Below are 13,488 nucleotides of genomic sequence, written 5' to 3'. Positions count from 1 at the left end.
CGTCGCGACGTCAAATATGGATTTTTGCCGATTGCCATCTTGAAGCCAGATGCGGCGAGCTCAAACTCGGACGCTGGAGCCTTCTGTCGGCAGTTTGGCCGGCCATTGACCGCTTTCAATCAAGGTTCGCACAATGCCGGGTATAAGCTTGCGCACCGCTGCAACTGCCGGGGCATTTTCATCCTTGGGGTTCACCGCAAGGACCACCGAACGCGTAATCACCGGATCGACAATTCTAACCATCCGCACCAGCCCTTGCTGTGCTTCCCTGTGGACGGCCGAAGGGGTGAGGATCGAATACGCCTTCCCCTCGATAACCATGCTGATGATCGTCGATAAAGAGTCCACTTCAAACCTGACGTCAAGGCGGCATCCATGCTGGGCAACGACGTCGGCAACAGAGCGTCTCACATTGTTGTTTCTCATGGGTACCGCGAGCGGAAACGCATGCAGGTCCGACAGTGCGACCACGTCAGAGAACGGCGGTCTGTTGGGCGGAGCCACGAGGCAAAAATCTTCCTTGGCCAGGATGGGAAGGCCAGCAATTGCGTCTGCGGTCCGATAAAGGATGGCCAGGTTGAACCGACCCGCTGCCATCCACTCTTCAAGAGGCCCGGTCATTCCCTCGACCATCTTCAAGGTCACTGACGGGAGTTCCTTGCCGACGGCCTCGAGCAGCGGCCCCGAGACAACACGCGCGGCGCCCGAAGGGATGCCAATGGTCACCTCTCCAGTTGCCGCGGTGCTATTCATCTCGGCCTTCGTTATTCTGATTTCGTTCAGAACGATGCGAGCGCGCTCAAGCAGCTTGGCCCCGGAAGGCGTTACGGTAACGCCACTCCTGTCACGGATCAGAAGCTGAGTACCAAACCCCTCTTCGAGTTGCCGGACATGCAGGCTGAGCGCACTTTGGGCGACGTTCAGCATTGCCGCGGCCTTCGTGAAGCTGCCCGCCTCGACGACGCCGACGAAATATTTGAGCTGCCTGAATTCCAACTTGAGCGTGACCTACTCTACTCCGGCACCAACCTATCTTGAAATCAGATGGCACGGAAGGGACCATGCAGGTTGCTGGACGGACAGCAGCCTCCGGCGAGCTTGCGGCGTCAGGGATCAAAAGAAAGCAGCGCCCGCGCACGCAGTAACACGGGGCGGTCGATCATCTTTCCATCCACCGCGAACGCCCCCAAGTGCTGTGACCTGGCCGCCTGTTCTGCCTCCACGACACGTCTCGCCCATTCAAGTTCATGAGCCGGTGGCGAAAACTCTTCATTCAAAATTGCGACCTGGGCAGGATGTATGGCGAAGGCGCCCGCAAAGCCGAGTTTTCTAGCCTGGCGGGCGGTGTCTCTGAATTTGGGAAGATCCGCAAAATCCCCGATGCTTCCTATGAAGCCAAGCGGTAGCTGGCCTCCAGCGCGGGCAGCAAATAGAACCGCGAGACTTGGCGCCGAGAGCAGATCAGGTATCGGCTGTCCACCGACGGACGCACTGAAATCCTCTGGACCAAGGGCCATTGCGACCAGTCTGGGATGCGCTGATGCGATTGCGTGGAGTCTGGGCAATGCGGTCGGCGTTTCGATTTGAAGGACCAGCCGTATTTCCCCCGGCGGCAGACCACGTTCCTGTTCGAGCGTCAGCATCTCTTCGGCAACGGCGCAAATCCACTCGGCTGACTCGACCTTGGGCAACACAACGGCTTCAACACCATCAACGATTGCCGCGTCCAGATCCGCGGAGAGCGCACGCAGACCATTGTTCACGCGCACCAGCACCGACGCACCCTGCTGGCGCAGCCGAGTTATGCTCCCGGCAAGACTTGAACGGGCCTCGGCTTTTGAGCTCCACGGCACGGCGTCTTCCAAGTCCAGCACGAGAGCGTCAGCGCCCCTCGTGTGGGCTTTGTCGACGAACTTCGGAAGATGACCGGGCACAAACAGCAGCGAGCGCCAACGATGCTTGCCGGAAGCGCTGGATGGATTCTCGCCCATGTCAGTCGCTCTCACCCACCCGTCTCCGCCTGATGGAGCAGCAACCCAAACTCCTGACGTATGGCGGAAGTATGGGATCCCAGAGATGGCACTGAACGCAACTCCAGTGCTTCGTGGTCGAAAATGGCTGCCGGGGCGATCACGTCAACGTTACCGCCGGGTGTCTCGACCCGCGCTCTGCGAACATGGGGGTGGACTGAGACCTCTGCAATTTCGTTCAGCCTACCATAGGCAAGTCCGGCGGCCTCAAGTTCACGCATGGCTTCGTCACTCGACATTTCGCAAAAGCGGCCCTGGACGATCTCATTGAGCACCGCGCGATTGCCCAGCCGGTCCATGTTTGAGGCGAAGCCGGCGGCACGGGTGATCTCTGGTTTGTTCAGGAAAATAGCGCAGAAATTGACCCATTCGCGGTCGTTCTGAACCGAAAAGATGACGACCCTGTCGTCGGAACACCGGTAGGCACCGTAAGGTGCAAGCGAGGGATGGTTCACTCCGGAACGCAAGGTGCGGTAATGCCCATAATCGTGTTGAAGCACTGGAACATTCATCCAGTCCGCTACTGCGTCGAAGAGCGAAACCTGAATGGCAGCACCTTCTCCAGATACCTGACGGCTGTACAGCGCCTGAAGAATGGCACTGTGGGCCGTCATGCCCGCCGCAATGTCACATACCGACACTCCGACCCGCGCTGCCCCCTCGGGGGTCCCGGTAATGGCGGACAAGCCGCTTTCTGCCTGCACGATGAGATCGTAGGCCTTGAGATGAGAGTAGGGCCCGCCTTCGCCGAAACCTGAAATGTCGCAGGTAATCAGGCGTGGATACCTCTCGCGCAGCCGAGCGGACCCGAAGCCGAATTTCGCTATGCTTCCCGGTTTCAGGTTTTGGATGAATACGTCCGCCGACGCAATGAGGGCGTCCAGAAGCTCCCGGTCCGCTTCCAGGCGCAGGTCGAGGCAGACCGATTCTTTTCCGCGATTGAGCCATACGAAATAGGCACTTTGTCCTTGAACGAGGCTGTCATAGTTTCGCGCGAAATCGCCTTCAGGTCGTTCCACCTTGATGACCCGCGCACCGGCGTCGGCAAGTCGCGAAGATGCATAAGGAGCAGCGACTGCTTGCTCGACCGCAACGACAGTTATCCCTGTAAGAGCTTTCATCACCGCAGCACCATCGGCGGTAGGGGCCCGCCTGAAATTTGGTCAGACTGCTCAGCTCTCGCCCGTTTTCTTTCCAGAATTGCGAGGAGACGGTTTTGCTCGTTGCCGACGATCGACATGCCTTCGTCCACACCCATGCCTGGCTTGGCCAGCATCATGTCGGCCTCAGTTGCGACCGACACATGGACCGTCGCTCGGGCGGACAGGTCAGTCTCGGTGCAACTGCCCCCGACATAAGCTCCAACATGGTTTTGCTTGCAGATAAGCACTGCCTGCGCTGTATCTGCGATCGAGCCGACGTCAGGCGTCTTGATCTGCACCAGGTGCGTTGCACGCTCCTCGGCGAACCGCCTGATGTCTTCGAGGGTGTTGCAGCGTTCGTCGACGACGATCCGCGCGTTCGACCCACGGCCGTCCAGGAGGGATACGATCCGCGCGTAGTTCTCGACCTGCGCATCTGTCGAACCGAAGTCGCCCGGAGATTCGATGTTCAGTACGAAATCCGGCACGGACTCGGCCACTCGGCATATGAAGTCGGCGATGATCTGTGGGGTGAGCCCGAGTTCAAGGCCAATCCAGCCGTAAACGTCAAAGTGCAGCACCGGCCGGTATCCCGGATGGCCGATCAGTTGTGTTCGGGCCGCCACCCATTGCACGAACTCAATGAAGGTTTGGCCACCCACACCGAATTTTTGCCTTGAGTTGATGAGGCCATGCGGCAGGATATCGACTGATTTCAGGATCATCTTGTCGACATTGATCTCTCGCGCATCACCGCTCTGGGCGTAGATTGGCACCCGGCTTGTCGGCAGGGGCAGTTCGAACTCAGAGCAGATGATTTCCGCCATGGTCTGGCGCTTGATGTGCGCGGCGGCGGCCAGCAGCGCTTGACTAATTCCGTATTCCAGCGACAGCGGCAGGCGTGCACCGTCCGTCGGGGCGAGGACTTCAGCGCAAGCCTTACGGAACGAATTTGCGTCGACGTGCAGAAGCCGAGGAGCAACAACCTGCCTTGTCACACCAGATATCTTTTCAGGATCAAAGAGAGGATCTCTGCCGCCGGCGCCCGAATATTGGACGCTCATCATGTCCCCCCAGACGATCATATCATCTGCGAGCACCAGTCCGATGCTGAGGCAAGTCGCAGGCGTCCTGATAGACGTCATGCCGTCTGTCAGCGGTTTGCCAGGATATAGGAATCCGTCCTGTTTTGCCCCTGCTCGAATCGCAGCCTGGTCATCATAGAAAAATGCGCCCGTACCCGGCGCCAACACGATATCTTTGATTTTCACTTGCTCGTTCGCCCTGACGATGTGCGCCTGCAACGCTGGAATGCCGACGTCAGGTGATTAAGACCTGAGCAAGCGGTCCAAGCCCAATATAAATTTCATACGCGCGCCATCGTGTTTTCAGATGGATACAAGGCGCTTGGGCGGTTTTCCGACAGTGCCATCGAAGCGGAGCCCCGCCCGGGGATTGGAGCATCTCGAAGCGAGATGATGCCGATATAAACACTGCATTTGACTGCGAATGGCTCGCGACAAATGCTCGTCTGGCCTCCCGCAACGCGAACAAAACAAGGAACGAGCGGGATTCCAGAGTGACAATGGGAATTAAGATCTCCGGGCTGCGGCCTAGCACGAGCTGCCGCCAGAATTGCGCGAGAATGGGCGCACTCCGGATCGCGCATACTCAGTTTCGAGAAGGATCTTACGGATGAGCTATCAAAAACCTTTTGTGCGCGAGGAGTTTGACCGCCGCGTACATGACGTGAAGAAGCGGATGGAAAAGGCTGGTTTTGACCTCCTTATCTGCCAGGATCCAGCGAACATGTACTGGCTTACCGGCTACGACAGCTGGTCCTTCTATACACCCCAGGCAGTGCTGGTCCATGTCAATGAGGACATGCCCTTCTGGTTCGGGCGCCCGATCGACGCAAAGTCGGCTTCCGTTACAACAAACTTGCCAGCCGAGAACATCGTCGGGTTCGCGGAGACATTGGTCCACCATCCTGAAAATCATCCGTTTGATGATTTGTGCCGGCTCATCATTTCCAAAGGCTGGGGTTCCGACCGCATCGGAGTCGAGCTCGACACTCACTACTACACGGCGCGAGCCCACCAGCACCTGGTGCGGGGCCTGCCCAATACGAAGATCTCGGATAGCCGGGAACTTGTCAACTGGGCGAGGCTCGTCAAATCGGAAGCCGAGCTCGTCTACATGCGAGAAGCGGGCCGTATTATCAGCAAAACGATGTGGGAGGCGATTGCGAAACTCAAGCCCGGAGTTCGCGACTTCGAGGTTGTAGGGGACATTTACCGCAACCAGATTCTGGGTGAAAACAAATTCGGCGACTATACTGGTCTGTGTCCACTGATCCAGATTGGTGAAGGGACCAGTACTTGTCATCTTACATGGACCGGGCAGGCTATCCCCGAGTCAGCCCTGGTGGTCATGGAGCTTGGTGCTGCACGCCGCCACTACAACACGCCCCTCACCCGTACGATCCATGTCGGGCAGCCGCCACAGGAGATCTCGCGTCTGGCGTCGGTGATCGTTGAAGGTGGCGATCTCGCACTCGAAGCGGCCAAACCGGGCGTCGCCGTCGAAGAGGTGGCCGCTGTGTTCCAACGTATACTGAAGCGCAACGGCTATAGCAAAGATAGCCGCGTCGGCTACTCGATCGGTATCGGTTATCCGCCGGACTGGGGCGAACGCACCGTCAGCATTCGCGCCGGCGAAACAACGCCTCTACAGGAAGGAATGTGCTTCCACTTCCAGTCCGGAGTTTGGCTCGACGATTTTGGCGCGGCCATCTCAGAACCGTTCGTGGTGACGGCGAAAGGTGGCCAGCGTTTCTGCGATGTGGAGCGGCGTTTGATCGTCGTCGATTGATGATGCGACCGACCAACTTGCGCCAACGCTTCGGCCGGGCGCTTAGCGCGCGGCCATTTGCACAACCCAGTCGTGCACTCGGCTAGAAAGGAGTGAGCTCTCACAAGACGCGTCTACATAGCAGCAACGCCCATTGCGGGCACCGCTCGACGATTGAAGACAAACAAGAAGGGAACGAGAAATGAAGATCAGGCTCTCATACATTGCGGCTGGCCTAGGCCTTGCCGTCGCCTTTGCCGCCGTGCAAGCTAACGCAGGAGAATTGACGGACCGTATCGCCGCTGGCAAATCAATTCGCATTGGGTTCGCGAACGAAGAGCCGTTCGCTTTTCCGGACAGTAAGGGCAACCCGGTAGGGTTCGTAAACGCGATTGCTCTCGGCGTGCTGAAGCAGATGGGATACGAAAACGTCGAGACTGTGGTGACAGACTGGGGCGGACTTATACCGGGACTGCAGTCTGGACGATTTGATATGGCTACCGGGGGGCTCTACATCCTCAAATCCAGGTGCCAAAGCGTTACCTTCTCCGAACCTTTGGCAAAGGTGACGGACGCCCTTATCGTGAAGGCTGGCAATCCGAAGGGGCTGCACAACTACGGTGAGGTCGCGGCCAAGGGCGCGACCATGGTCACTGGCATAGGATACAGCAATATCGAGCAAGCTAAAAAGGCCGGAGTGCCGGAGTCCCAGATCATGCAAGTGCCTGGGCAGACGGAAATTCTTGCAGCGGTTGAAGCGGGACGAGCAGATGCTGGAGCATCCGGATACCTTTTGTCTCGATCAGTGGCTGGCAAATCCGGTGGCAAGCTCGAGGTCACAGACCCGGATGCTATGCCCGAGTCGACCCAAAATTGGGTGAGCATCGCCTTCCGAGGCTCGGACAAAGACTTTGTCGAGAAATTCAACGAAACTCAGAAGAAATACATTGGGACTCCCGAGATGCTGAAGGCCGTCGAGCCTTATGGCTACGACGCGAAGCTGCTACCAAACGACAAGAGCGCGGATTGGGTTTGCGCCAACCGCTGACCGCGCAACGCACGGCCGGGAGGCTTGCCCACCGGCCGTGTTTGACAAAGGATATGGGATGTCATTCCTGGAGTTCCTCCAAACCTATGGCCAGGTGCTCTTCCAGGGAACGCTGGTCACATGCGCGCAATTCCTGCTTGCCGCACTGGTCGCTATAGCTGCCGCCGCGATCGCAGGCATCGGCAAGCTATCGAGGAACCGGCTGGTCCGCAGTATAAGCGTGCTTTACATAGAAATCTTCCGCGGAACCTCGCTCCTGGTTCAGCTATACTGGATATTCTTTGTTCTTCCGCTTTTTGGCATAACTCTTCCGAAATTCATCGCCGGCTACATATCCGTTGGGCTCAATATCGGTGCCTATGGCGCAGAGATCGTCCGCGGCGCCATTGAGGCGGTTCCGCGCGGACAATGGGAAGCCGGAACCGCGATTTCGATGCCGCATAGTGTGAGAATGCGCAGGATCATATTGCCGCAAGCGCTGGCGATCATGCTTCCACCTTGGGGTAATCTCCTGATCGAACTGCTTAAGGCAACCGCGCTGGTGTCTCTCATCTCCGTCGCCGATCTTATGTTCCAGACACGGCAGATCAACGCCTCGACCTACTTGTCGGTGCAGGCTTTTGGAACAGCTCTGATTATCTATTACATTCTCGCCAGACTCTTCATAACGCCGATGATGCGCTGGGCTGAACGCTTGATGGCTCGGAGGCTTGGAAGGGCATGACGCTTAACTGGCGTTGGGATTTTACGTGGGAAATCCTGCCAAAGTTGCTGTGGGCTACCCTCAATACCTTGATTGCAGCCGGACTGGGGTATGCGGTCGCGCTCCTTGCCGGTTTGTTGCTGGCGCTCGCGCAACGGACAACGTGGCCCCTCCTGACGTTTGCCGTCAGGGAATTCGTTGAATTCATCCGCTCCACGCCGCTCGTCCTGCAGATTTTCTTTGTTTTCTATGTCGCACCCCAATTCGGGATAGTCCTGTCCCCCTGGACATCAGGGATCATCGCGATCGGGCTGCACTATTCGGCCTACCTATCAGAAGTGTACCGGGGCGGCCTCGATTCAGTTGCTCGTGGTCAATGGGAAGCGTGCCGGGCGCTGAACATGTCGCCACGGGTGACCTACGTTCGCATCATCATTCCGCAAGCACTTGCGCCTGCCGTGCCTGGGCTCGGGAACTACCTCGTGGGCATCCTCAAGGATACACCCATGCTGTCGGTGATCGGCGTCATGGAACTTATGCACACAGCCAATGCGATAGGGTCCGAGAACTACAGCTACCTGGAGCCCTATACACTGGTTGGTTTGATTTTCCTGTTGATTTCGCTTCCGACAGCCGGCCTCCTCAGGCTGTTCGAACGCCGGCTGCGGCTGGGACTAGGACTGTAACGATGAGCGATTATCCACTTGAGTTGCCCGAGCATGACCACCCGATGGTGCGATTCATGAACGTCAGCAAGAGCTATGGACAGCTCAACGTCATCAGCCACCTCAATTTTGACGTTTCCGAAGGGGAGATGGTCACCATAATCGGACCCTCGGGGTCGGGCAAGACAACGGTCTTGCGAGCCCTGATGACGCTCGAAACGATCAACGATGGTGTGATCTACATTGATGGCAAGCCGCTGACACATATGGCCCGCGATGGGGTCCTTGTGCCGGCAGACGAACGATACCAACGGAAGATTCGTTCATCGATCGGGATGTGTTTCCAGCAATTCAATCTTTTTCCCCATATGACCGCGATCCAGAACTGCATGGAAGGTCCCATGCAGGTCTTGGGACTGTCGAGGAAAGAGGCGCTTGAGCGATCCGAAGAGCTTCTGAAGATGGTGGGTATGATCGACAAGCGTGACCAGCATCCTTCCCGGCTTTCAGGTGGACAGCAACAGCGCGTCGCCATAGCTCGCGCTCTAGCGATGCGGCCTAAAGTGATGCTATTTGACGAGGTCACGTCCGCCCTCGATCCCGAAGTCATCGGCGAGGTGACAGCGGTGATCCGGAAACTGGTTTCGGAACACAATCTCACGATGATCATGGTGACGCATCAGATGGGCTTCGCCCGCGACATTTCTGATCGCGTTTGCTTCTTCTATGGCGGTTCGATCGAAGAGCAGGCCCCTCCGCAAACTTTGTTTGGCAGCCCTCAGCGAGACCGCACCAAGCAGTTTCTTTCCGCCGTGAAGGAAGCGATTTAGTCGTTCGCACCGTAATTTAATCGGTAAGTTCTTCAGCTTTTCTGCGCAGGGCGCACTGGGTGATTTCGACCTCGCCTCGTCCAGTCGATCAGCAGCGAATACGGCGACAGATGCAGCGCCGTGGCGTATTCGCGAACGCCCATGCCGCTCCAATTAATCGCCTCGACATGCATCGCCCAGAATGCCTGGACACCACGGTTGCGCACATCGGTGCTTATCTCAAAGCGCCGCTGAGCTCGCTTTTTCTGCCGCTTCGCACGCTCTTCCAGGAGGCTTCTGACGGCGCAATCCCGCCTGATTTACGACTGCGTCGTTGCCCGCAAAGTACTTCAGCCAGCGTGTCCTTCGTCAGGCGGTGCACCCGGCAATATTCCGTCGGCCGCTGCGCTGCCACGCCTCGACGTGAACCACCCAATAGGACTCCCTCGCGATGACGAGATTCCCACGTCGATCATCTTTGCCGCAGACCATGACTGCGTGTGCGGATGACCGGTGTTGAAATGATCGACAGCGACTCAGTCGAGCCTGGTGCCGAGGTCTTCGCCAGATCCTGCACCAGGGTCGCCTCCCCAAGCTCGAACGGATTGGTCTCGCGGCCGAGATCGGCTCAGGCCAATGGCGCGTGGACGATGATCTCGAGGCCAACCCTGTGGCCCATCGGCGAGGGCGGCGACCTCATCAAGACCCTGCATCGTGAGCGGGCTACCAAGGGGCTCGCTCGCAGCGCCGCCGACTATGTCGTCCACGATCGAATGTCTCGTCCATATGCCACTCGCTGCCAACCGCAAGCCTGCACCGGTTGAAGCGCTCCAGCAGCAGCTGCGAGAAGTGAGCGACCCAGCGACGCACGGTGGAGTGGTCGACCTTCAAGCAGCGTCGGCCATCATCTCTTCTAGATTACGCAGGCTCAGATTGTAGGCCAAGTACCAGCGCACGCACAGGAGAACCACCGACTGGTCGACATGACGGCCCGTGAATATCACGTGCTCCTCCATTAGCAGAGGACAACGCTCCATGCCATATTCTGCTTGCCGAAAGGTTTGCGAGAGAGCCCGTCACAATGCCACAGCGACAGTTACACTCCGATAATTCTCGCTGGCCGGTTGCCAGACAACCGACCCGGTAAGACCCAAATCACACCACTCGGCGCCGCCTTCCACCGGCCATCATAATCGCCGCCGACCGGTCTCCCATAATCGTCGGGCTCCAGGTGACAGTTCGTTTCAGCGAAATGGGCAGTTTCCTGAAAAATAATCTGGACCTTACGCTGATAATGCCCTGATCCTGCCACGCTCCATGGGCAATTGCGGCAAGGGAAATCTCGAACTTAACCTCATACGATTTTGAGAGGCTCGGCAAATGAGCAGCGTGGTGCGCGCGGACGCGGCTTCAGTTTCGTCGGCGACGTTCGCTCCACTGCAGAACTCCACCTTCCGGGCGGTCTGGCTCGCCGCGCAGGTGTCGAGCCTGGGCTGGCTGTTTCAGACCGTCGCGGTCAGCTGGCTCATGGCAACCATCTCCAGCTCTGACGTGATGGTGGCCCTGGTGCAGGCCTCCACGACGCTGCCCGTCTTCGTGTTGTCGATCTTTGCCGGCGCCATTGCCGACAATTTCAGCCGCCGGCATGTCATGGCGATCGGCTGGTGCGTGATAGCATTGTCGTCAATCATGCTGACCGCCCTTGTGGGGCTGGGAATATACAATCCATGGATGATCCTCGCATGCAGTTGTCTGGCAGGATGCGGCGCTGCCTTCACCGATCCGGCATGGCACGCCTCGGTTGGCGACATTCTGCGAAAGCGCGAGGTGCCAGCCGCCGTCACGCTGATCTCGGTCGGCTACAATGCCATGCGAAGCGTGGGGCCGGCAGTCGGTGGCATCGTTGTCGCCTCCTTCGGCCCGCTGACCGCCTTTGCCTTGGCGACGCTGACCTATTTCGCCATGCTCTGGGTCATTGGCCTCTGCAAATGGAGCGGCCGGTCTTCGCCTCTTCCGCGAGAGCCTTTGACCACCGCCATTCATGACGGCGCGCGCTTCACGGCGCTGTCGGGAGAGATCAAGGCGGCAATCGCGCGCGGAGCTCTGTTCGGACTGACAAGCATTTCCATCCTGGCGCTGCTGCCTCTCGTCGCGCGCGATCAGCTGGGGGGAGGACCAATCGTCTACGGTGTCCTGATGGCCGGATTTGGCGCTGGTGCCCTGTGCGCGGGCATTTCCAATAACGCGCTGAGACGGCAGCTGTCGCAGGAGCGGCTGACCACGCTGGCGTGCATCTCCTGCGCCGCCTGCTGCCTGGCTCTTGCTTTCACGCCTTCGATCTTTGTGGCGACGATTGCCTTGACCCTTGGCGGGGCAGGGTGGGTCGTCACCTGGACGGGACTTGACGTGAGCGTGCAGCTGTCGAGCCCCCGCTGGGTCGTCGGGCGTACGCTCTCGATCTACTCTGCGCTTGCGTCAGGAGGCATCGCGGCCGGAAGCTGGCTATGGGGCGTGTTGGCCGAAAACTATTCCCTCACGCTGGCGCTTGAGAGTTCCGCCGGCGCCTTGCTGCTGGTTGCCGCCACCGGGCTCCTGTTGCCAATCCGTCAATGGAAGGAGTCCGATCAGGATTCGCTTGATTTCGAGACCCCGCAACTCGCCCTCGACCTGAAGTCGAGGAGCGGTCCGATCGTGGTCAAGATCGAGTACGCCATCCCGGAAGCGAACCTCGAGCAATTTCTCGATCAGATGCGGGAACGACGTCGGGTGCAAAGCCGCGCCGGCGCCCGGCACTGGAACCTTCAGCGCGACCTGCAGGAGCCGTTGCAGTGGACCGAGACATTCCGCACGCCGACCTGGATGGACTACCTTCGCTTGAACCATCGCCTGACATCGGTGGATAAAGAACTGGACCAGCGCCTTCGCGAATTGCATGCCGGCGAGCTTCCGCCTCGTCAAAGGCTTGCCATTGAGCGCCCGACCGAGGCGACCCGCAAACGGGATCAGCCGACGAGTTTCTCTTTCCGGCGGTGATCAAAGCAAACGCAACACTTCTCTGCTCGACAGACGACGCGGGGACGGGCTTGCTTGCCGCGCTTTGCGGCTTCAAACAGATGCAGCTCAATGCATTTGTCTTTTTGCCTCCGTTCCAGATAATCACTGCGTTGCCGAAGGCGCCTCGCGCGTCCAAAAGCGCTGATGTGCTGAGCTGTCTAGCCGGTACTTGTACGGAACCTGGCGAAGTGCAAGCGAACCGCGATGGTGCTGTCCCGCAGCTAATCGATTTTATGATTTTTGTTCTCCACGGGGCCGCGGTCAGCATCTTGAAAATGCTGCCTGAATTGTCCAGACATACGCCCGTCAGGCGGCCGGGCAGCCCGCCTCAGGGAGCGAACATGGTCTTTCGATTGAAGGAGCGCCTCGGCCGAAAATTTGAAGAAGAAGTGCAATTCTTCAAGTGCTGGCAAAAGGACAAGAAAGGTGTCGGCGCCCTCATGCCGACGTCGGTTCATGCGGCACGGCGCATGGCAAGCGTGGTCAGGCCAGCGTCCGGACTGCCGGTTCTTGAGCTTGGCGCCGGAACTGGCGTCATCACCAAGGCAATCCTGGAAACGGGCATCAAGCCGCAGCAGCTGGTTTCAGTGGAATATTCCGAGGACTTCTATCACCGTCTGCGGGGGCGCTTTCCGGATGTCGATGTTCGATTGGGCGACGCCTTTTCGCTGGACGAGGTGCTAGCGGAGCGGAAAGCCGAACAGTTCGACTGTGTAATCAGTGCAGTGCCCATGCTGAGCTTTCCGATGGAGCAGCGCGTTGCCTTGCTTGAGGATTTGTTGGCGCGCATTCCTGCTGGCGCGCCTGTCATCCAGATCACCTACGGACCTTTGTCTCCGGTGAACAAGATGCCGGACCGCTACGTTGTTTCGCACTATGATTTCATCGTTCGCAACATTCCACCCGCGCAGCTTTGGACATACCGGCGGGCCGTCGGACGCCGCATGGCCGGTTCGGCTGCTGCTCCGCGCGATCGCGCTCAAGCAGGGCAGTAGGCAGGCCAACCTGGAGCTGAGCCGGCGCTGGGCACTGGTGCAGCTGTTGCAGATGCGGCTAGTCGGTCTCGTCGAGAGTGGAACGAGAGGGCTGGGCCCCTGAATGGTCACCGTCTTGACGACACATTTGCGACGATTGCCGGGCCGGGCCCACAGTGAGAGTTCATTTGCTTGGAAGGACCGAATGAA

General features: G+C 58.5%; 10 protein-coding genes and 2 pseudogenes. 7 read left to right on the top strand and 5 right to left on the bottom strand.

Going from position 1 to position 13,488, the window contains the following annotated elements:
• Positions 1-60 precede the first annotated feature (60 nt).
• From CK222_RS24000 to CK222_RS23985, 4 genes are all read right to left on the bottom strand, one after another.
• Positions 61-996 (bottom strand): LysR family transcriptional regulator, encoded by a 936-nt coding sequence (locus CK222_RS24000; RefSeq protein WP_095802107.1) that lies wholly within the window; start codon positions 994-996, stop codon positions 61-63.
• Between the two features lie 110 nt (positions 997-1,106).
• The gene (locus tag CK222_RS23995) at positions 1,107-1,991 is read right to left on the bottom strand and encodes a CoA ester lyase (protein WP_095802145.1); all 885 of its coding nucleotides are present in this window, start codon (positions 1,989-1,991) and stop codon (positions 1,107-1,109) included.
• An 11-nt stretch (positions 1,992-2,002) separates the two neighbouring features.
• Complete coding sequence (locus CK222_RS23990) at positions 2,003-3,154, bottom strand: CaiB/BaiF CoA-transferase family protein (protein WP_176477731.1); 1,152 nt, start codon at positions 3,152-3,154, stop codon at positions 2,003-2,005.
• The gene (locus CK222_RS23985) at positions 3,151-4,443 is read right to left on the bottom strand and encodes a methylaspartate ammonia-lyase (RefSeq protein WP_095802144.1); all 1,293 of its coding nucleotides are present in this window, start codon (positions 4,441-4,443) and stop codon (positions 3,151-3,153) included. The genes CK222_RS23990 and CK222_RS23985 overlap by 4 nt, the downstream gene beginning before the upstream one ends.
• Positions 4,444-4,867: 424 nt before the next feature.
• Here CK222_RS23985 and CK222_RS23980 point away from each other — a divergent pair, with 424 nt between their 5' ends.
• The 5 genes from CK222_RS23980 (at position 4,868) to ehuA (ending at position 9,271) form a co-directional block, all read left to right on the top strand.
• A complete protein-coding gene (locus CK222_RS23980; protein WP_095802105.1) occupies positions 4,868-6,046 on the top strand; it encodes a M24 family metallopeptidase in 1,179 nt (392 codons plus the stop codon).
• A 181-nt stretch (positions 6,047-6,227) separates the two neighbouring features.
• Entirely contained in the window at positions 6,228-7,073 is an 846-nt protein-coding gene (gene ehuB, locus CK222_RS23975) for an ectoine/hydroxyectoine ABC transporter substrate-binding protein EhuB (protein WP_095802104.1), read from the top strand.
• A 58-nt stretch (positions 7,074-7,131) separates the two neighbouring features.
• Positions 7,132-7,797: an ectoine/hydroxyectoine ABC transporter permease subunit EhuC gene (gene ehuC, locus CK222_RS23970; protein ID WP_095802103.1), complete on the top strand. Its 666-nt coding sequence runs from the start codon at positions 7,132-7,134 to the stop codon at positions 7,795-7,797.
• Entirely contained in the window at positions 7,794-8,462 is a 669-nt protein-coding gene (gene ehuD / locus CK222_RS23965) for an ectoine/hydroxyectoine ABC transporter permease subunit EhuD (protein WP_095802102.1), read from the top strand. The genes ehuC and ehuD overlap by 4 nt, the downstream gene beginning before the upstream one ends.
• Positions 8,463-8,464: 2 nt before the next feature.
• Complete coding sequence (gene ehuA / locus CK222_RS23960) at positions 8,465-9,271, top strand: ectoine/hydroxyectoine ABC transporter ATP-binding protein EhuA (protein ID WP_095802101.1); 807 nt, start codon at positions 8,465-8,467, stop codon at positions 9,269-9,271.
• A 750-nt stretch (positions 9,272-10,021) separates the two neighbouring features.
• Here the strand turns inward: ehuA and CK222_RS33025 are convergent.
• Positions 10,022-10,266: pseudogene (locus CK222_RS33025) on the bottom strand (IS6 family transposase); the annotation flags it as partial.
• 364 nt (positions 10,267-10,630) lie between these two features.
• On the opposite strand from CK222_RS33025, the gene CK222_RS23950 reads away from it, so the two are divergent.
• Positions 10,631-12,283, top strand: coding sequence for an MFS transporter (locus CK222_RS23950; RefSeq protein ID WP_095802100.1), 1,653 nt, complete (start codon positions 10,631-10,633; stop codon positions 12,281-12,283).
• A gap of 362 nt (positions 12,284-12,645) precedes the next feature.
• Positions 12,646-13,233: pseudogene (pmtA, locus tag CK222_RS23945) on the top strand (phospholipid N-methyltransferase PmtA); the annotation flags it as partial.
• Positions 13,234-13,488 lie beyond the last annotated feature (255 nt).

The organism is Mesorhizobium sp. WSM3866, from assembly GCF_002294795.1.
Classification (GTDB): domain Bacteria; phylum Pseudomonadota; class Alphaproteobacteria; order Rhizobiales; family Rhizobiaceae; genus Mesorhizobium.
Note: the sequence above shows the minus strand (reverse complement) of the source record. Positions and strands in the feature narration are given on the sequence as shown.